The organism is Rhodanobacter sp. BL-MT-08, assembly GCF_054161255.1.
Genome location: NZ_CP167872.1, coordinates 2,918,766 through 2,938,216, shown reverse-complemented (window position 1 = coordinate 2,938,216; position 19,451 = coordinate 2,918,766). Strand labels below are relative to the sequence as shown.

General features: G+C 64.7%; 15 protein-coding genes and 1 tRNA gene. 12 read left to right on the top strand and 4 right to left on the bottom strand.

Annotation, left to right across the window (positions count from 1 at the left end; translation table 11 throughout):
- Positions 1-591, bottom strand: coding sequence for a DUF1415 domain-containing protein (locus ACDK93_RS13070; RefSeq protein WP_458069184.1), 591 nt, complete (start codon positions 589-591; stop codon positions 1-3).
- Positions 592-705: 114 nt separating this feature from the next.
- On the opposite strand from ACDK93_RS13070, the gene ACDK93_RS13065 reads away from it, so the two are divergent.
- Positions 706-2,265 (top strand): protein adenylyltransferase SelO, encoded by a 1,560-nt coding sequence (locus ACDK93_RS13065; RefSeq protein ID WP_458069182.1) that lies wholly within the window; start codon positions 706-708, stop codon positions 2,263-2,265.
- Positions 2,266-2,340: 75 nt separating this feature from the next.
- Here the strand turns inward: ACDK93_RS13065 and ACDK93_RS13060 are convergent.
- Positions 2,341-2,417, bottom strand: a tRNA-Arg gene (locus ACDK93_RS13060).
- Positions 2,418-2,596: 179 nt separating this feature from the next.
- Here ACDK93_RS13060 and amaB point away from each other — a divergent pair.
- From amaB to ACDK93_RS13010, 10 genes are all read left to right on the top strand, one after another.
- Positions 2,597-4,132 carry an L-piperidine-6-carboxylate dehydrogenase gene (amaB, locus tag ACDK93_RS13055; RefSeq protein WP_458069180.1) on the top strand — a complete coding sequence of 512 codons (1,536 nt, stop codon included), beginning with the start codon at positions 2,597-2,599 and terminating at the stop codon, positions 4,130-4,132.
- Positions 4,133-4,235: 103 nt separating this feature from the next.
- Positions 4,236-4,535 (top strand): DUF4190 domain-containing protein, encoded by a 300-nt coding sequence (locus tag ACDK93_RS13050; protein ID WP_458069179.1) that lies wholly within the window; start codon positions 4,236-4,238, stop codon positions 4,533-4,535.
- A gap of 173 nt (positions 4,536-4,708) precedes the next feature.
- Positions 4,709-5,005: a DUF4190 domain-containing protein gene (locus ACDK93_RS13045; RefSeq protein WP_458069177.1), complete on the top strand. Its 297-nt coding sequence runs from the start codon at positions 4,709-4,711 to the stop codon at positions 5,003-5,005.
- 25 nt (positions 5,006-5,030) lie between these two features.
- On the top strand, positions 5,031-5,804 hold the full coding sequence (locus tag ACDK93_RS13040) for an SDR family NAD(P)-dependent oxidoreductase (RefSeq protein ID WP_458069175.1): 774 nt from the start codon (positions 5,031-5,033) through the stop codon (positions 5,802-5,804).
- A 41-nt stretch (positions 5,805-5,845) separates the two neighbouring features.
- A complete protein-coding gene (locus tag ACDK93_RS13035) occupies positions 5,846-6,613 on the top strand; it encodes a class I SAM-dependent methyltransferase (RefSeq protein WP_458069174.1) in 768 nt (255 codons plus the stop codon).
- A gap of 2 nt (positions 6,614-6,615) precedes the next feature.
- Positions 6,616-7,653 (top strand): quinone-dependent dihydroorotate dehydrogenase, encoded by a 1,038-nt coding sequence (locus tag ACDK93_RS13030; protein WP_458069172.1) that lies wholly within the window; start codon positions 6,616-6,618, stop codon positions 7,651-7,653.
- Between the two features lie 52 nt (positions 7,654-7,705).
- On the top strand, positions 7,706-8,740 hold the full coding sequence (murB, locus tag ACDK93_RS13025) for a UDP-N-acetylmuramate dehydrogenase (protein WP_458072455.1): 1,035 nt from the start codon (positions 7,706-7,708) through the stop codon (positions 8,738-8,740).
- 241 nt (positions 8,741-8,981) lie between these two features.
- A complete protein-coding gene (locus ACDK93_RS13020; RefSeq protein ID WP_458069171.1) occupies positions 8,982-11,687 on the top strand; it encodes a M16 family metallopeptidase in 2,706 nt (901 codons plus the stop codon).
- A gap of 385 nt (positions 11,688-12,072) precedes the next feature.
- The gene (gene ppk1 / locus ACDK93_RS13015) at positions 12,073-14,250 is read left to right on the top strand and encodes a polyphosphate kinase 1 (protein WP_458069170.1); all 2,178 of its coding nucleotides are present in this window, start codon (positions 12,073-12,075) and stop codon (positions 14,248-14,250) included.
- Between the two features lie 187 nt (positions 14,251-14,437).
- Positions 14,438-15,526 (top strand): LacI family DNA-binding transcriptional regulator, encoded by a 1,089-nt coding sequence (locus ACDK93_RS13010; protein WP_458069169.1) that lies wholly within the window; start codon positions 14,438-14,440, stop codon positions 15,524-15,526.
- Here ACDK93_RS13010 and ACDK93_RS13005 read toward each other — a convergent pair.
- On the bottom strand, positions 15,474-16,589 hold the full coding sequence (locus tag ACDK93_RS13005) for a Gfo/Idh/MocA family protein (RefSeq protein ID WP_458069168.1): 1,116 nt from the start codon (positions 16,587-16,589) through the stop codon (positions 15,474-15,476). The two genes, ACDK93_RS13010 and ACDK93_RS13005, sit on opposite strands and share 53 nt — an antisense overlap.
- Before the next feature lie 119 nt (positions 16,590-16,708).
- Between ACDK93_RS13005 and ACDK93_RS13000 the strand changes: the two genes are divergently transcribed.
- The gene (locus ACDK93_RS13000) at positions 16,709-17,593 is read left to right on the top strand and encodes a phytanoyl-CoA dioxygenase family protein (protein WP_458069167.1); all 885 of its coding nucleotides are present in this window, start codon (positions 16,709-16,711) and stop codon (positions 17,591-17,593) included.
- A gap of 62 nt (positions 17,594-17,655) precedes the next feature.
- Here ACDK93_RS13000 and ACDK93_RS12995 read toward each other — a convergent pair whose 3' ends face one another.
- Positions 17,656-19,431: a sigma-54-dependent Fis family transcriptional regulator gene (locus ACDK93_RS12995; protein ID WP_458069166.1), complete on the bottom strand. Its 1,776-nt coding sequence runs from the start codon at positions 19,429-19,431 to the stop codon at positions 17,656-17,658.
- Between the last annotated feature and the right edge of the window lie 20 nt (positions 19,432-19,451).

Here is a 19,451-nt window from a genome sequence, read left to right as displayed (position 1 = left end):
TCAGACGTCGCTATCGCGCCAGAGTGCCTGCCAGCCCTCGTTCCCCAGACGCTGCAAGGTGTCCATATTGCGCCGGTAAATGACGTCGGTATCGGTCATCGCTTCCATCGCGCGCTCCACGCTGGCTTCGCGCAGCAGGTGCAGCGTGGGATAGGGCGAACGGTTGCTGAAATTCTCGATATCGTCCGGATCACTGTCGGCGAATTGATAGTGGGGATGAAAACTGGCGACCTGCAGCTCGCCCTCCAGCCCCAGCGTTTCCACCGCGGCATCGGCGTTGTCTAGAAAGTCGTTGTAGTCGAGAAAGTCGCCCAGCACGTGCGGATGGATCAGCAGCGTGGTTTCGCACTCGCTGGCGTCGATCGCATGAAGGCTCTGCAGCTCGCCGAGCAGATCGTCCAGCAGCGCATCGGTGTCGCGCGCGTGGCTGACCGCATAACGAATCTTCTGCTGCACCATCGGCGCGCGTGCGAAGGGACACAGGTTGAGGCCAACCACGGCGCGCTCGACCCAGCGACGCGTGGCGTCGATATAGGGTTCGTCGCCAGGCTGCAGATCGGCGGTGATGAAAGGGCTGACGGACTCGGTCATGGCGCGCTGTGGTAACAAAGAAAGCGCGACTATAGCCGCTGCGTCGGCCGACATCATTGGCGATCGCCCGGCGCATCCCCATATTCTTAGTTCGACCATCCAGGCGCGTGCCGTATGCATCAACCGACCTTCGACAATGCGTTCATCCGCGAGCTGCCCGGCGATGCGGTGCTGGGCTCGCGCCGCCGGCAGGTGGAAGGTGCCGCGTATTCGCGCATCGATCCGTCGCCGGTGAGCGCGCCGCGCTTGCTGGCGTATTCGCGCGAGATGGCGGCGACGCTTGGTTTCAGTGAAGAGGATGTGCTCGATCCGCAGTTCGCCCAGGTTTTTGGCGGCAACGCCCTGTTGACCGGCATGGAGCCCTACGCTGCCAACTACGGCGGCCATCAGTTCGGCAACTGGGCCGGCCAGCTCGGCGACGGCCGGGCGATATCGCTGGGCGAAACGGTCAACGCTCGTGGCGAGCGCTGGGAGCTGCAGCTGAAGGGTGCCGGCCTGACGCCGTACTCCCGCGGTGCGGACGGCCGCGCGGTGCTGCGTTCGTCGGTGCGCGAATTTCTATGCAGCGAGGCGATGCATCATCTGGGCGTGCCGACCACGCGCGCGTTGAGTCTGGTCGATACCGGCGAGCAGGTGGTGCGCGACATGTTCTACGACGGCAACGCCGCGCCCGAGCGCGGCGCCATCGTCTGCCGCGTGGCGCCGTCGTTCATCCGCTTCGGCAACTTCGAACTGCCGGCCTCGCGCGGCGATATCGCGTTGCTCAAACAGCTGGTCGATTTCACCATCCGGCGCGATTTTCCTGAGCTGGAAGGCGAGGGCGAAGCGCTCTACGCCGAATGGTTTGCGACCGTATGCGAGCGCACCGCTCAGATGGTGGCGCAGTGGATGCGGGTGGGTTTTGTGCACGGGGTGATGAACACCGACAACATGTCGATTCTCGGTCTCACCATCGACTACGGCCCGTATGGCTGGGTCGACAATTTCGATGCCGACTGGACGCCCAACACCACCGACGCGCAGCGCCGCCGTTACCGCTTCGGCCAGCAGCCCAATGTGGCGTGGTGGAACCTGAGCCGGCTGGCCGGTGCGCTGGCGCCGCTGTTTGCCAGCACCGATCCGCTGCAGGCCGGACTCGATCGCTATGCCACGGCGTTCGGCCTGGCCGATCGCGCCACCATCGCGGCCAAACTGGGTCTGGCCGAATGCCGCGACGACGACGTGACGCTGATGCAGTCGCTGCAGTCGCTGCTGCAGCAGGCCGAAGTCGACATGACGCTGTGGTTCCGCGCGCTGGCGGATCTGGACCTTGCGGCTCCCAGCCTGGCGCCGTTCGACGACGCGTTCTATGACGAGGCGAAAAAACAGCAGGCGACGCCGGACTTCACCGGGTGGCTGGCGCGCTACGCCGCGCGGCTTGCCGCCGACCCACAGTCGACCGAGCAGCGTCGCGCCGGCATGAACGCGGCCAACCCGCGCTACGTGCTGCGCAATTACCTCGCGCAGCAGGCGATCGATCGGGCTGAGCAGGGCGACAACCGCGGTATCGAAGAGCTGCTGGACGTCATGCGTCATCCCTACGACGACCAGCCGGGGCGGGAACTTTACGCGCAGAAGCGTCCCGACTGGGCAAGGCAGAAAGCCGGTTGCTCGATGCTGTCGTGCAGCTCCTGAGCCCGCGCCCGAGCGACGCTTTGTCTGCTACAAAAACGCAAAAAGCCGGCAGTGCCGGCTTTTTGGATGAATGAGTGGTGCCCTCGAGACGATTCGAACGTCCGACCTGTCCCTTAGGAGGGGACCGCTCTATCCAACTGAGCTACGAGGGCAGCGGCGGGATTTTCGCATGGATCTTCCGACGGTGCGATCCGAGCCACGCGTACCTAACCGGTTCGCCCATTCTGGCGGCCGTCTCCCGGCCGATAAATAAGGCGCCTGCTAGAATGGCGGGCTAGATCCTTTCAATTCACGGTGCCGCAAGGTGCCAAGCCCGCCTCAGGAGTTATCCATGCCCCACGCCATCCTCACCGCGCTCGGCCTTTCGGACGCGCAGTCCGGCACGTATCTCGGTCGGGGCGAGTGGTCGAAGACGACCGACGCTGGCACGCTGCAGCCGGTCAACCCGGCGACCGGTGAAGTGATTGCCAGCGTGCACGCATCCAGCGCCGCGGATTACGCCACGATCGTCGAACGCGCCCAGGCGGCGTTCAAGGTCTGGCGCACCACGCCGGCGCCGCAGCGCGGCGAAGCGGTGCGGCTGTGCGGCGAAGCGCTGCGCAGGCACAAGGACGCGCTCGGTTCGCTCGTTGCGTTCGAGATGGGCAAGATCAAGCCCGAGGGCGATGGCGAAGTGCAGGAGATGATCGACATCGCCGACTTCGCCGTGGGCCAGAGCCGCATGATGTATGGCGCCACCATGCACTCGGAGCGCCCCGGCCATCGCATGTACGACCAGTACCATCCGCTGGGCCTGGTCGGCATCATCAGCGCGTTCAATTTCCCGGTCGCGGTGTGGGCGTGGAACGCCATGCTGGCGACCATCGCCGGCGACATCTGCATCTGGAAGCCGTCGCCGAAGACGCCGCTATCGGCGATCGCCACGCTGAAGATCTGCAACGAGGCGCTGAAGGCTGGCGGATTCCCTGACCTGTTCTTCCTGTTCAACGATGCAGGCACCGAGCTGTCGCAGGCGTTTGTCGACGACAAACGCATCCCGCTGATCAGCTTCACGGGCTCGACCAAGGTCGGCCGCATGGTCGGCGAGCGCGTGGCGCACCGCATGGGCCGCTCGCTGCTGGAACTGGGCGGCAACAACGCGATCATTCTCGACGAAACTGCCGACCTGAAGCTGGCCATCCCCGGCATTGTGTTCGGCGCGGTCGGCACCGCCGGCCAACGCTGCACCACCACGCGTCGGCTGTTCGTGCATCACTCGATCCATGACAGCGTGGTCGAGACCCTGGTCAAGGCCTATGGCCAGGTCGAAGGCAAGATCGGCGATCCTACGCTCGCCACCACGCTGATGGGCCCACTCAACAGCCCCGAGGCGGTGCAGGGCTATCTGACCGCCGTGGAAAAGGCGAAGGCGGCCGGCGGCAAGGTGCTCACCGGCGGCAGGGCGCTGACCGAGCGCAAGGGCAACTTCGTGCTGCCGACGATCGTCACGGGCTTGAAAAATTCGGACGAGGTGGTCCAAACCGAAACCTTCGCGCCGATCCTCTACGTGATGCCGTTCAGCACGCTGGACGAAGCCATCGCCATGCAGAACGACGTGCCGCAGGGATTGTCCTCGTCGATATTCACCAACAACCTGCGCGCGGCCGAGCAGTTCCTTTCGGCGGCAGGTTCGGATTGCGGCATCGCCAACGTTAACATCGGCACCTCCGGTGCGGAGATCGGCGGCGCCTTCGGTGGCGAAAAGGAAACCGGCGGTGGCCGCGAATCCGGCTCGGATGCGTGGAAGGTCTATATGCGCCGGCAGACCAACACCATTAACTACTCCGACTCGCTGCCGCTGGCGCAAGGTATTAAATTCGACTTGTAGCATCAAGTTCGATCTGTAATCGGATCGTTGAAAGGCGGATGATGCGTCATCCGCCTTTCGATCACGAAGGCTTTGTTCCCACCCTGCACGCGTGAGCGAACCGATGAGCTACCAACCGGCGTACCCGTCCACCCGAACCACCAGCACCATGGCCATCGTCAGCCTGGTCTTCGGCATTCTCTCTTGGCTATTGCTGCCCTTCATCGGAGCGATTGTGGCCGTGGTCTGCGGCCATCTGGCGCGCAGCGAAATACGTCGTGCGCCGGTGGATACGCTGCTGGATGGCGACGGCATGGTCGTCGCCGGACTGGTGCTCGGCTATCTGCACCTGGCGTTTGTCGTGACCGTGCTGTTTGTTCTGTTCGGTGTGCTGTTTCTCAGCATGGGCACGTTCTGGCACTGACTGAAAAATTCGCATTCGCTATCTGTCTAGGTTGATCACCCATATCTGGGCATTTGTCGGTCATGATTTGTAACGTATTTGCTTGCTGTATCCAGATTTGACGCTGACGTCAGCAGCAGCTCAACCACGATTCAATACCTTTTGTCGGTTCCAAAAAAATAAGGAGATTACGGATGACATCAGAAACGTTGGTTCAACCTGTTTCAACGAGTGCCAGCACCAATACCAGTACTTTGGCAATAGTCAGCCTAACTTTTGGAATACTGACATGGGTGGCTATCCCGCTGGTTGGGGCATTGGTGGCGATCATTTGTGGACGGTTGGCGATCCGAGAAATCAATGCTTCGCAAGGGAGAGTCATCGGAGCCAACTACGCCAAAGCGGGCATGCTGCTATCGCGTATCCAGGTCGTCGTGGTGTTCGTCTACGCCGCGGTCGTGGCCTTGCGAATGACGACGACACACCTTTAGTTACCCAGCGGCTGCGAAAATACCAGTGACGCAAACGAACACGTCCCCGTTTGATTTCCACGGCTACCGCGTCGTCATCGCCGGCGGTAGTCGCGGCATCGGTCGCAGCATGGCGCTGGCGTTCGCGCAGGCGGGCGGGGCGGTATCGATCTGCGCACGCGGTGTCGTGGCGCTGGAAGAAACGCGTGCGGCGATGGCGACATTCGGCGGTGTAACGCATGCGCAATCGTGCGACCTCGCCGAGCTCGACGAGATAGACGGCTATATCGCCGTCGCGGCGGCAGCTCTGGGTGGCATCGACGTGCTGATCAACAACGGCACCGGCTTCGGTTTTGTTGACGACGAAGCGAGCTGGACGTCGGGCATCCATGTCGATCTGCTGGCGGCCGTTCGCGCGTCCCGCGCGGCGCTGCCGTTTCTCAAGGCGTCACAGCGGGCAAGCATTCTGCACACCACGTCGATCGCCGCGCTGCGCCCGCGCGGCAGCGGTGCGCCGTATGCGGCGGTCAAGGCGGCGCTGACGCACTACGCCGGGTCGCAGGCGCTGGCGCTGGCGAAAGACGGCATTCGCGTCAACGCGATCGCACCGGGTTCGATCGAATTTGCCGATGGCCTGTGGGAGCAGCGCAGCGAGGACGCTCCCGACGTCTATCGCGCCACGCTGGCGAAGATTCCGTTCGGGCGCTTTGGCAAGCCCGAAGAGGTGGCGCACGCCGCGCTGTTTCTGGCATCGCCGTACGCGGGCTGGATCACCGGGCATACCCTGGTAGTCGACGGCGGACAGATGCTCAATGGCTGAGTATCTGGATAGAGATCCAACCATAGGCAGGCCCGAATAACATGACGCTGCTGCAATCCACCTCGCGCTTCAGCGATCGCGTCGACGACTACGTGCGCTATCGCCCCGACTATCCGGCGGCACTGCTTGAATGGCTGCAGCGCAAGTGCGGCGTCACCACCGATGGGCTGGTGGCGGACGTCGGCGCCGGCACTGGCATCTCCTCGAAGATGCTGCTCGACGCCGGCTATCGGGTGATCGCGGTGGAGCCGAATGCGCCGATGCGCGCGGCGGCCGACACATGGCTGGGCGGCGATGCCAATTTCAGCGCAATCGATGGCCGTGCCGACGCCACCGGCCTGGACGATGCCAGCATCGATCTGGTCACCGTGGCACAGGCCTTTCACTGGTTCGATGAAGAAACGACGCGGCGCGAGTTTGCACGCATTCTCAAGCCCGGCGGCCTGGCGGCGATCTGGTGGAACTCGCGCCGGCTCACCGGTACGCCGTTTCTGGAAGGCTACGAGGCGCTGCTGCAGACCTACGGCACCGACTACACCAGCGTGGCCGAACGCTACGCCGACGACGTGCGGATGCGTGCGTGGTTCGGCGCGGGCTATGTTGGCAGCGGGCGTTTTCCGCATAGCCAGAAGCTGGATTTCGAGGCACTGCGTGGACGCTTGATGTCTTCGTCCTATGCGCCAAAAGAAGGTCACCCCAACCATGCGCGGATGTTGAAAGCGCTGCGCGAGCTGTTAGAGGCCTGCGCCGAGCGCGGCACGATAAGCTTCGATTACGACACCCGCGTCTTTGCGGGTCATCTGGCCTGACCATGTACGACGTTCTTCGCCCCCTGCTGTTCAAGCTCGATCCCGAAGTGGCGCACGGCCTCACGCTGTATGGGCTGGGCGTGGCCCAGCGCAGCGGCTTCGCGCACTGGCTGGCCAGGCCGCCGGTGGATCTGCCGACCACGGCGTTCGGCATCACCTTTCCCAACCCGGTCGGTCTGGCGGCGGGCCTGGACAAGAATGCCGACCATCTCGATGCGCTGGCGGCACTGGGGTTCGGTTTTATCGAAGTGGGTACGGTCACGCCGCTGCCGCAGCCGGGCAACGACAAGCCGCGCATGTTTCGACTGGCCGGGCACGAGGCGATCATCAATCGTCTCGGCTTCAACAACGGTGGCGTCGAGGCGCTGGTGCGCAACGTGCAGAAGGCGGCCTATCGCGGCGTGCTCGGCATCAATATCGGCAAGAACAAGGACACGCCAAACGAGCGCGCGGTCGATGACTATCTGATCTGCCTGCGCCGGGTGCACGAATACGCCAGCTACATCACCGTGAATATCTCCTCGCCTAACACGCAGGGCCTGCGCGATCTGCAGGAAGAGGCCACGCTGCGCCGCTTCATCGGCACGCTGCGCGAGGCGCAGGAGCAGCTCGGCTCGCAGCAGGGAAAGCGCAAGCCGATGCTGCTGAAGATCGCGCCGGATCTGGCCGAAGCCGAGCTCGATGCGATCGCCGAGGTGCTGCTCGACACCGGCATCGACGGCGTCATCTGCACCAACACCACCATCGATCACGCCTCGGTGGCGGACGATCCGCAGAGTAGCGAGACGGGTGGGCTTTCCGGCAGGCCGCTGTTCGATCGCGCCACGGCCGTGCTGGCCGGTATGAGCCGTCGCGTGCAGGGGCGTATTGCGCTGATCGGCGTCGGCGGCATTCTCGACGGCAGCAACGCGGCGGAGAAAGTCGAGGCCGGCGCGGCGCTGGTGCAGATCTATTCCGGGCTGATCTATCGCGGGCCGCAGCTGATCGGCGAATGCGTCAACGAAATGCGCCGACAGCGGGAAGATACGCATGCCGGCTGAACGCATGAACACCACGCCGCAAGGCACGGACATGCCAGCGGAGCGAATAGATATGGGTGGCTACACGCTGATCGAAAACGCCTCGCTGGCGACCCGCAACACGCTGCGCGTGGCGGCCAAGGCCAGCCTGCTGGCGGAAATTCGCGATGCCACCAAGCTGCCCGAGCTGCTGCAGTTTCCGGGCATTCGCGATCGCCCGCTGCTGGTACTGGGCGAGGGCAGCAACGTGCTGTTTACCTGCGACTTCGACGGCACCGTGCTGGTCATGGCGACACGCGGCGTACAGGTCGAAAGCGATGGCGACAGCGCGCATATCGCGGTGGCCGCCGGCGAGCGCTGGGACGACTTCGTGCGCTGGACGCTGGGTCAGGGTTACGCCGGCATGGAAAACCTGATCCTGATTCCCGGCACCGTCGGCGCGGCGCCGATTCAGAACATCGGCGCCTACGGCTGCGAAGTGGCCGAGTTCGTCGAGAGCGTCGAGGCCTGGGACATCCGCGAGCGCCGCGTGGTGACGCTGGATCATGCGACCTGTGCCTTCGCCTATCGCGATTCGCTGTTCAAGCGCGAGCCCGGTCGCTACATCGTCACCGCCGTGCGCTTCGTGCTGCCGCGCCAGCGCGAGCTGCGCACCGACTATGCCGGCATCCACGACGAACTCAAACGCATGGGCGTGGACAAACCCGCGCCGTTCCACGTGGCCGAGGCCGTGGTGCATCTGCGCACGAAAAAATTGCCCGATCCGGAAGTGATCGGCAACGCCGGCAGCTTTTTCAAGAATCCGATCGTCGAGCGTGCGCTGGCTGAATCGCTGGTCCAGGCGCATCCCAGTCTGGTGTCGTGGCCGGCCGGCGACGCGCACAGCAAGCTGTCCGCCGCATGGCTGATCGAGCAGGCCGGCTTCAAGGGCCTGCGCGAGGGCGACGCCGGCATCTCCAATCGCCATGCGCTGGTGCTGGTCAATCACGGCAAGGCCAGCGGCGAGCAGCTGTGGGCGCTGGCGCAGCAGGTGATGGGCGGCGTACAGAAGACCTTCGGCGTGCAGCTGGAGCCCGAGCCGCTGATTATCGGTGCGAGTCCGCGCTGACGACGATTGGCTGCCATCGCTGGAACTTGCGATCGGGCCTGCGTTCCACGAAAGCGTTCGCCGCGGCCGCTTGCCGCCATACCTGCTGCGGTTCTGCCTCGTCATGGGATCATGCCTTCTGGCACGCGGCAGTCTGCCGGGGCGTCAGCAGAATTCCGTCGTCGTTTCACGGTCTATGAAGGCGCGGCGTATCGCGCACGCACGAAAACTCCCATCAGCAATCCACAAGGAATCACCGGTCATGATGTTGAACAAGCTCAAACCCCTGGCATGGAGCGTGCTGCTGGGTATCGGTTTGCTTGGCGGCGCGGCGCATGCCGCCGACGCGGCAATTCCGGCCGTCGCCAGCGAAGCGGGCAACGTCACCCGCGCTACGTTGAAGAACGGCCTGCGCGTGGTGATCGTGCGCGACACGCTGGCGCCGATGGTCACCACCCAGATCACTTATCTGGCCGGCGGTTACGAGACGCCGAAGGGCTATCCCGGCACCGCGCACGCGCTGGAACACATGATGTTTCGCGACAGCGCGGGCATGACCGGCGCGCAGTTGAACGAGATGACCGGCAAGATGGGCGGCGACAACAACGCCTTCACCACCAACGATGCGACCCAGTATTACTTCGTGGCGCCGTCGGCCTATCTCGACATCCTGCTGCATATCGAAGCCACCCGCATGCAGGGCCTGCTGGTCAGCGACAAGGACTGGGGTCTGGAGAAGGGTGCGATCGAGCAGGAGGTGTCGCGCGACATTTCCGATCCGGGTTTCCTGGCCTTCGAAAAAGCTGAGAGCGCGCTGTTCGCGGGCACCGGCTACGAGGCCGATCCGCTGGGCACGCGGCCCACGTTCGACAAAACCACGTCGGCCGTGCTCAAGCAGTTCCACACCGACTGGTATGTGCCGAACAACGCGATCTTCGTGATCGTCGGCGACGTCGATCCGCAGGCCACGCTGGCCAAGGTCAAGCAGCTGTTCGATCCGATTCCGCAGCGCGCCACGCCGGCGCGCTTGCCGATCGCGCTGAAGCCGTTGAAGCCGCAGACCATCAGCAGCAGCACGCCGCAGGGCACCGGAACAGTGCAGTTTCTGTATCGCATGCCGGGCCAGCAGAGCAAGGATTACGCCGCGGCGCAGGTGCTGATGGACGTGCTGGGCAATGCGCGCAGCATCCTGTCGGAGCTGGCGGCGCAGGGCAAGGTGCTCAGCGCCGATGCGCAGATGCAGCCGTTCACCCGTGGCGGCATCGGCGCGATCGAGGCCAGCTTCCCCAAGGGCGGTGACGCCAAGCAGACCCAGGCCAGTCTCGAGGATGTGGTGACGCAGCTGCTGAAGGACGGCGTGTCGCCCGAGCTGGTCGATGCGGCCAAGCGCTCCGAACTGGCCCAGGCCGAGTTCAACAAGAACAGCGCGGTGACTCTCGCCAGCGCGTGGTCGCAGGCGCTGGCCTGGCAGGGCGTGGATTCGCCCGAAGCCGCCGAAAAGTTGATTGCCGCCGTCACCGTCGACGACGTCAACCGGGTGGCGCGCGAGTATCTGAAATCGCACCAGCGCATCACCGTGGTGCTGACGCCCAGCAATGACGGCAAGCGTCCGCCGGACAGCAGCGGCTTCGGCGGCACCGAATCGTTCGGCGGCGACGACAAGCTCGACGCGCCCCTGCCGGCGTGGGCCGAAAAGGCGCTCGGCACGCTGCAGATGCCGCACTGGACGCTGGCACCCACCGACATGAAGCTGGCCAACGGCCTGCGTCTGATCGTGCAGCCGGAAAGCATCAGCAAGACGGTGACGGTGGTGGGTCACGTCGATCACGACGCCGGCCTGCAGGAGCCGAAGGGGCAGGAGGGCGTCGGTCGCCTGCTCGCCTCGCTGTTCGATTACGGCACCACCAGCCTGGACCGCAGCGCGTTCCACAAGGCGCTGGACGACATCTCGGCCTCCGCGTCCGGCGGCAGCGACTTTACGCTTGCCGTACCCAGCGGCGCATTCGACAAGGGCATGCAGCTGCTGGCCGACAATGAGCTGCATCCGGCGCTGCCGGCGCAGGCGTTCGAGGTGCAGCAAAGCACGCTGGCGCGCACGCTGGCCGGTGAAATCGAATCGCCCGAATACAAGATGTTTCATGCGCTGACCAAGGGCATGCTGCCGGCCGGTGACCCGGGCCTGCGCGAAGCCCTGCCGAGCACGGTCAATGCGGTGACCCTGGCGGACGTCAAAAACTACTTCAACGCGACCTATCGCCCAGACCTCACCACGCTCGTGGTAGTCGGCGACGTGACGCCGGCGCAGGCCAAGGCCATCGTCGAGAAATACTTCGGCGACTGGAAAGCCACCGGACCCAAGCCCAACGTGATCCCGAAACCGGTGCCGCTGCATCCGGCCGCCTATACCGTGGTCAACAACGCCTTTGCTTCGCAGGATCAAGTGTTGATGGGGCAGATGCTCGATCTGAACCTGACCGACCCCGATCGCTACGCGCTGAAGCTCGGCAACGACGTGCTCGGCGGCAACGGTTTCGCCTCGCGCCTGATGGTCGACGTGCGCGTGAAGCACGGCTTCGCCTACGGCGCCAGCTCGGGCATGCGCTTCGACCGGTCGCGCTCGATCTTCTTCGTGCAGTACGGCAGTGACCCGAGCAAGGTTGGCCCGGTCGATGGTCTGATCCGGCAGAACCTGGCCGATATGCAGAACACGCCGGTGAAGCCGGACGAGCTCACCAACGCGCGCCAGTTCGAGATCCGCTCGATCCCGCTGGGCGTGTCCAGCGTCAACGGCATTGCGCATTCGCTGGTCGCCTGGGGCTACAAGGGCCAGCCGCTGGACGAGCCGATGGTCGCCGCCAAGTATTACCTCACGCTCACCGCGCCGCAGGTGCAGGGCGCGTTCAAGAAATATCTGCAGCCGGCGCATCTGGTGCAGGTCGTCCAGGGACCACCGCCCGCCGCGCATTGATACCAAGCCGTACGTAGGTTGGGGTGAGCGAAGCGATGCCCAACGCCACGCTCCGATTGTGTTGGGCATCGCTTCGCTCACCCCAACCTACGACGCATTCCTCGGAACCACTATCCGCGCAGCAAATGGCCGAAGGGCGCCTCGCTTTTGTAGGTTGGGTTGAGCTTCTACAACCCAACACAATCGGAGCGCGATGTGGGGCATCGCCCCGCTCACCCCAACCCACGGCGGCTGGCCCGGCCCGATGTCATCGCGTCGTAACGGCCCATGGATCAGACTGACCGTTGGATGACCCGTGATGCGGGCGACGGCCGGATGGTCCGGGCGGCGCGCTACCATGCGGGTTCGCTGACTGGATGTCTCTGCCGACCTGGATCGTGATTCGATGAGTAGCCGCACTATTTCCAAAAAGCCCGCATCGTCGGACATTTCCGTACCCGCGGCCAACGATGCCGAGGCAACTACCCCAGCGCCGGCGGCGTTCGATCTCACCGACAAGCGGCTTTACATCCACCGCGAAATCTCGCAGCTGCAGTTCAATATCCGCGTGCTCGACCAGGCGCTGGACGAACGCACGCCGCTCTTGGAGCGGCTGAAGTTTCTGCTGATCTTCTCCAGCAATATGGACGAGTTTTTCGAGATTCGCGTGGCCGGGCTGAAGGGCCAGATCGCGCTGGATCACGAACTGATCGGGCCCGACGGCATCGCGCCGCGACAGGCGCTGGCCGAGGTCAGCAAGATTGCCCATCAGCAGATCGAGCGGCAGTACGCCATTCTCAATGAGCGCATCCTGCCGGCGCTGGACGACAAGGGCATCCGCATCGTTCGGCGCCTGCAGTGGTCGCACAAGCAGAAGCTGTGGGTGCGCCGCTATTTTCGCGATGAAGTCGCGCCGCTGATCACCCCCATCGGGCTCGACCCGACCCATCCGTTTCCGCTGCTGGTCAACAAGAGCCTCAACTTCATCGTGCGGCTGGAGGGAGTCGACGCGTTCGGCCGCGACTCCGGCCTGGCCATCGTGCCGGCGCCGCGTGTGCTGCCGCGCCTGATCCGCGTGCCCGAGGCGATCTGCGAGGGCGGCGACAAATATGTGCTGCTGTCGTCGATCATCCACGCCCACGTCGATGAGCTGTTCCCCGGCATGAAGGTGCTCGGCTGCTACCAGTTCCGCCTGACCCGCAACGCCGATCTCAGCCTCGACTCCGAAGACATCGAAGATCTCGCGCTGGCCTTGCGTGGCGAGCTGTATTCGCGACGCTTCGGCGACGCGGTGCGGCTGGAAGTGGCCGACAACTGCCCGAAGGAGCTCACCGACTACCTGCTCAAGCAGTACGGCCTGGCCGAGTCGGAGCTGTATGAAGTCAACGGCCCGGTCAACCTGGCGCGGCTGTTCCGCATCGCCAGCGAGGCGGGCTACCCGAGCCTGCAGTACCCGCCGTTTACGCCCACGCTGCCGAAGGCGCTCAAGCATACCGAAGACCTTTTCCAGGTGATCGGCAAGCAGGATGTGCTGCTGCTGCATCCGTACGAATCGTTTTCACCGGTGGTCGATCTGCTTCGCCAGGCGGCGAAAGATCCGCAGGTGCTGGCCATCAAACAAACGCTGTACCGCACCGGTGCCAAGTCAGAAATCGTCGACGCGCTGGTCGACGCGGCGCGCGCGGGCAAGGAAGTCACCGCCGTGGTGGAGCTGCGCGCGCGCTTCGACGAGGAATCGAATCTCTCGCTGGCTTCGCGTCTGCAGCAGGCGGGCGCGATGGTGATCTACGGCGTCGTCGGCGTAAAGACACATGCCAAGCTGATGCTGATCCAGCGCCGCGAAGGCAGCGAGCTGGTGCGCTACGCGCACCTGGGTACCGGCAACTACCACACCGGCAACGCACGGCTGTACACCGACTACAGCCTGCTCACCTCCGACCAGGTGCTTTGCGACGACGTGCACAAGCTCTTTAGTCAGCTCACCGGTATGGGCAAGGTGCTGCGCATGAAAAAGCTGCTGCATGCGCCGTTCACGCTGAAAAAGACACTGCTGGAACTGATCGCGCGCGAAACCGCGAACGCCGAGGCCGGCAAGCCGGCGCACATCATCATCAAGGTCAACGCGCTGACCGAGCCCAAGCTGATACGCGCCTTCTACAAGGCCAGCATCGCCGGCGTGCAGATCGACCTGATCGTTCGCGGCGTGTGCTGCCTGCGGCCCGGCGTGGAGGGCGTGTCGCAGAACATCCGCGTGCGCTCGATCATCGGCCGCTTTCTCGAACACAGCCGCGTGTACTGGTTCGCCAACGACGGCGAGCCGCTGTTGTATTTAGCCAGCGCCGATCTGATGGAGCGCAACCTCGATCGCCGCGTCGAAACCGCGTTTCCGATCCAGGGCAAGAAACTCCAGCAGCGCGTGCGGAACGCGCTCGATCTGTATCTCGCCGACAACACCAGCGCGATGCTGCTGCAGCCCGACGGGCAGTACGTGCGCGCGCCGTTGGCCGAGGGCGATACGCCGCGCAATGTCCAGGTTCAGCTGCTGGAAAAACTCTGCAACGTGGGCGCGCCGGTTGTTCACTGACTTGCCGTGTGGCGGCACGAATTGCGCTTGTGCAATAAGCCAATACGAGGCGTGGCACTGATCCAATCGTGCTGATCGTGCAACGTCGATCAGCCGTGGCGCCTTGATATAGACCGCGCTCGTTGCCGACAGATACTCATCCCGTCATGGCATGATGGGTTGGTCATTTTTTGATCCGGGTGCGGTAGTGAACAAGCGCGGTTCCCGTTCGGCTTTCCCGACGCGCGTCAGCGCGCAGGATGTCGCCGACAAGGCGGGCGTGTCGATCTCGGCGGTGTCGCGAACCTTTACCGAGGGCGCCAGCGTGTCGGCGAGCATGCGTGCGCGGGTCGAAGCGGCGGCCAAAATGCTGGGCTTTCGTCCCAATCATGCCGCGCGCAGTCTGGTCACCGGCCGCACCGAGTTGATCGGGCTGGTTTCCAACCACTTTGCCAATCCGGCGTTCCTCGATGTGTTCGATCAGTTCACCCGGCAGCTGCAGGCGCGCGGCCTGCGGCCGCTGCTGGCCAATCTCGCCGAGCGCGGCGGCGCCGATGCGGCGCTGGAAATGATGCTGAAATACAACGTCGACGCGGTGCTGATCGCCACCTCGGCGCCGCCGGCGGGTTTCGCCGAGCGCTGTGTGGAAGCGGGGCTGCCGGTGATGCATCTGTTCGGGCGCGGCGGTGGCCCGGCGTCGGTGCCGGTGGTGACGGTGGACAATGCCGCGGCCGGGGCCGCCGTGGGCGACCTGATGGTTTCGCGTGGGCTAAGGCGACTGGTGTTTCTCGGCGCATCGCGCACCGACGTGGCGTCGCGCGACCGCTGTCGCGGCTTCGAGCGCGCGTTGAAAAAACGGGGTGTCACGCCGGTGGCAAAACACTTCACCGGCGATTACTCGCACGAACACGGCCGGCTCGGCCTGCATGCGCTGCTCGATGCATTGCCGGATATCGATGGCGTTTTCTGCGGCGATGACATCATCGCGCTCGGCGCGATGGATGCGTGTCGCGAGCGCGGCGTGGCGGTGCCGACGTCGATCAGCATCGTCGGTTTCGACGACATGCCGCTGGCCGCGTGGGCGTCCTACCGACTCACCACGGTGCGCCAGCCGATCGCCGCGATGATCGAGCAGGCCATCGCACAGATGGCGGGGTGGCTGCTCGAGCCGGATCGGGTGCCTGCGTCAAGCATTTTTGCCAGCGAGATCGTCGAGCGCGACAGCCTGCGCGCCGACAATACAGTCAAAGGTCGATCCAGCGCCGCTCGGCGGCCGACTGCAGCGCGGCGGCGATAACGCAGTCCACTTCATGCCCTGCGCGAAAATCCGGCCACACGGACTGGCCGCTGCTGATCGCGCGAATAAAGTCGCGCGCCTCGATCACGATCTGCTCGTTGTAGCCGGTGCCGTGGCCAGGGCCTTGATTGAACGACGCGTAGTCGGGATGGCCGGGGCGCATCAAAATTTTCTGAAAGCCCTGGCGTTCGAGCGGGCGACTCGCATCGAAAAGCCAGAGCGCGTTCTGGTCTTCCTGGTCGAAGGCGAGGGCGCCGCGCGTGGCGGTGACGCGATAGGTGTAGCCCATCTTGCGACCTGCGGCGACGCGGCTGAATCCCAGCGTGCCGCTGGCGCCGCTGGCAAAACGCAGCAGCAGCTGGCCGAGATCGTCGTTGCCCACCACCTCGTCGCCGTCGGGCCCGGCGCGCCGGGCGTGGACGATATGCGTATCGGCGACCAGTGACCGGATCGGGCCGGCCAGGCGCAGGCAGGCGTTGATCGCGTGCGCGCCGACGTCGCCAAGCGCGCCGGCGGTGGTGGCCGTACTCTCGCGCGTGCGCCAGCTGGCCGGCAGCTGCGGCGAATGCAGGTAGTCCTCTACGTGCTCGGCCGCGATATGGATGACGTCGCCGATTTCGCCCGAGGCGATGATCTCGCGCGCCAACTGGCTGGCCGGCGTGCGAATGTAGTTGAAACCGACCATGTGCGCGACGCCGGCCCGCTTGGCGGCTTCGGCCATCTGCAGCGATTCGGCCGGCGTGCAGCCCAGCGGCTTTTCGCACAACACGTGCTTGCCTTGCGCGATGGCCGCCAGCGCCATCGGCAGGTGCGTGCGCGGCGGAGTGGCGATGACCACGGCATCGATGTCGGGATCGTTTACCAGGCTTTGCCAGTCGCCGGTGGAGCGCCGCCAGCCCCAGGCCTGCGCGTGCTCGCGTGCGCCGGCGTCGGTGGACGTGGCCAGCATCTCGCATACCGGCGATAGCGGCGTATCGAATACGGTGCGCACCGACTGCCATGCCAGCGTATGCGCCTTGCCCATGTAGCCGGCGCCGATCAGGCCGATTCGCAGCTGTGTCATCGCCATTCCTTGTGGATTAACCACGGACTCTACGCATGCTGCAGTGCGCTTTGCAAGCGCTTGCAATATGGCGTAGCGTTTGTCTCGGTCATCCAGTTTTCCAACCTGAGGAACGCCTCGTGTCTACACTCACTGCTCGTGCATCTGCTGTCGTTGCCGGTTCGACTATCGTCGATGCCGCGCATCTCGATGTTGACGCTGTCGTGCGCGAACTGTTTGACGGCTCCGGCGCGGTGACCGTGCGTGGCCTGTTCTCGCCGGAAGAGATTGCGCAGGCGCGCGAGGTGGTGATGCGCGAGTCCGAATCGTCCGCCCCCAAGGTCACGCATTTCCAGGGCGCGGCGGGCAAGGCCGGCACCATCGATCTGCAGCGGCGTGTGTGGAACCTGCTGGCCAAGGGCGACGTGTTTTCGCGCATGGCGGCGCACCCGCTGCTGATGCAGGTGATGCGCGCTTTTCTCGGCAGCGGTTTCACCATGGGCTCGATCGCGGCCAACCGCATCCTGCCCGGCGGCCCGGGGCAGGAGCCGCATATCGATTATCCTTACTGGGACTACCACTCGCCGCTGACGCATCCGGCCCGGCTCAACGCCAGCTTCCCGCTCAATGCGCAGGCCACCATCATGCTCGATCCCTTTACGGTGGAAACTGGTGCGACGGCGTACGTGCCGGGTTCGCAGCGCGAGTTGCACTATCCGGTCGAGAGCGACCGTTTCTACGATCGCTGCGAGCGCATGCTGGGCGAGCCCGGCGATACGGTGATCTTCTTCGGCGCGGTATGGCATTGCGCCATGCCCAATCTGTCGACGATGGATCGCTCGGCGATCCTGATCCAGTACCTGCCCAAGTGGGTCAAGCCGATGGAAAATCTGCCGGCCGCGCTGCCGGTCGAGTTCATCGCGCAGGCGAGTCCGGACATGCGCCAGCTGCTGGGGCTGGAGTTTCCGTATCCGGAAATACTCGATAGTGCGCGCGCCGGCAATGCCGAGGGGCGCATGCGCTAGCGAGGGTTTTGGCAGGCTCTGCATCTGCCGTTCGCGGCGACGGCATGACCGCGTGAATCACTTCAACCGTTGCCGTTCTGACTCAGCCGTCGATAGATCGTGCTGCGACTGACGCCGAGCTTGCGTGCCGCGGCAGCCACGTTGCCGTCGCAAGTGGCGATGGCTTCGTCGATGGCATGCAGCTCGATCGACTCAAGACTGCCAGACGCCGGTGTACCCGCGTGCGACAGGCTCTGCGTCGCGCTCTGCGTTTGCAGGTCTGCTGGCAGATCGCGCCGCGTCAGCACCGACCCGACGTTGCCCAGCGCCATCAGGCTGCGCAGCAATCCCACCAGCTGGCGAAGATTGCCAGGCCAGCGGCGGCCGGCCAGATCCGTCACCAGCTCCGGATGCAGGTGCATCGGGATTTGATTTCCGCCCAGGGCGAGCCAAAGCTGTTCGATGACAGACGCAAGGTCCACATGTTCGTGCAGCGCGGGCAGGCGCAGGGTCGATTGCGCGATGCGGTAATACAGGTCGGAACGAAACTCGCCGCGCTCGGCGGCGCTGGCGAGGTCGCGGTGCGTGGCCGCGATAACCGTCACATCGATCGGATGCGCGCGACTGCCGCCGAGCGGCGTGACTTCGCGCTCCTGCAGCACGCGCAGCAGCCGGCTCTGCATCGCCAGCGGCATGTCGCCGAGCTCGTCGAGAAACAGCGTGCCGCCGTCGGCTTCGCGCAGCAGGCCGGGCGAGCCGTCGCGGCGGGCGCCGGTGAAGGCACCGGGCAGGTAGCCGAACAGCTCCGACTCGATCAGGCTTTCGGGCAGAGCGGCGCAGTTCACCGCAATGAAGGGCGCACCGGCGCGCGCGCTGCGGCGGTGCAGTTCGCGCGCCACTACCTCCTTGCCGGTGCCGGTTTCGCCCTGCAGCAGCAGCGGAATATCGGCATCGAGCAGGCGCACGCTGCGATCAATCGCTTCATTCATCGTCGCCGAGAAAACCGGTGCCGGAGAACGCAGCGGCTTGACGTGCGTACTCCGCTGCACGTGCGTGCCATGCTGCGTGCGCGAGGGCGCACTGATCTGTCGAGGCATGTCGCGACGCGCATGCACCATTTCGCCGCTCTGGCAGCGCATGCCGGCCACGCTGCCGGGGCGCGGCAAGGCCGAGGCAAACAGCTCGTCGTAGCGGCGTTTGCCCAGTTCACTCCAGTCCATGCCGAGCAGGCGCAGCGCGTGCCGATTGGCGGCGACCAGCTTGTGCGCCTCGAACACCAGCATGCCTTCGCGCGCCGTGCCGAGCAGCGCCGCGTCCGGCTGGATGCGCACGATGTCGGCGCCGTCGAAATCGCTTTCGAACAATCGATGTTCGATCTGCTCGACGGCCAGCTGCACCATGCCCAGCGCGTGCAAATGATGGGAAGACGACTCGCCGGAGAGATCGAGCACGCCGACCACCGCACCGTGGGGATCGAAGATCGGCGAGGCCGAACAGCTCAGCACCTTGTGCGGTGCGTAATAGTGTTCGCCGCCACGCACTTCTATCGCGCGGCGTTCGATCAGGGCGGTGCCGATCGCGTTGGTGCCGGTTGCCGCTTCGCTCCACGGGGCGCCCGGGCGTAACGCCACGCGCGCGGCCTTGTCGAGAAAATCGGCGTTGCCCAGCGCGTCGAGAATGAAGCCGTCAGGTGCCGTCAGCACCACGATGCTGCCGGCGTGATTGGCGCTGGCATAAAGCGCTTCAAGTTCAGGCCGGCACAACCGCCGCAGTACTTCGTGTTCCTCCTGCATTTCACCGAGCTGATGGCGCTCGATCGGTGTGACGCTCGGTCGTTCGTCGGCCACCAAGCCCTGCATGCGGCACCGGCGCCACGAGG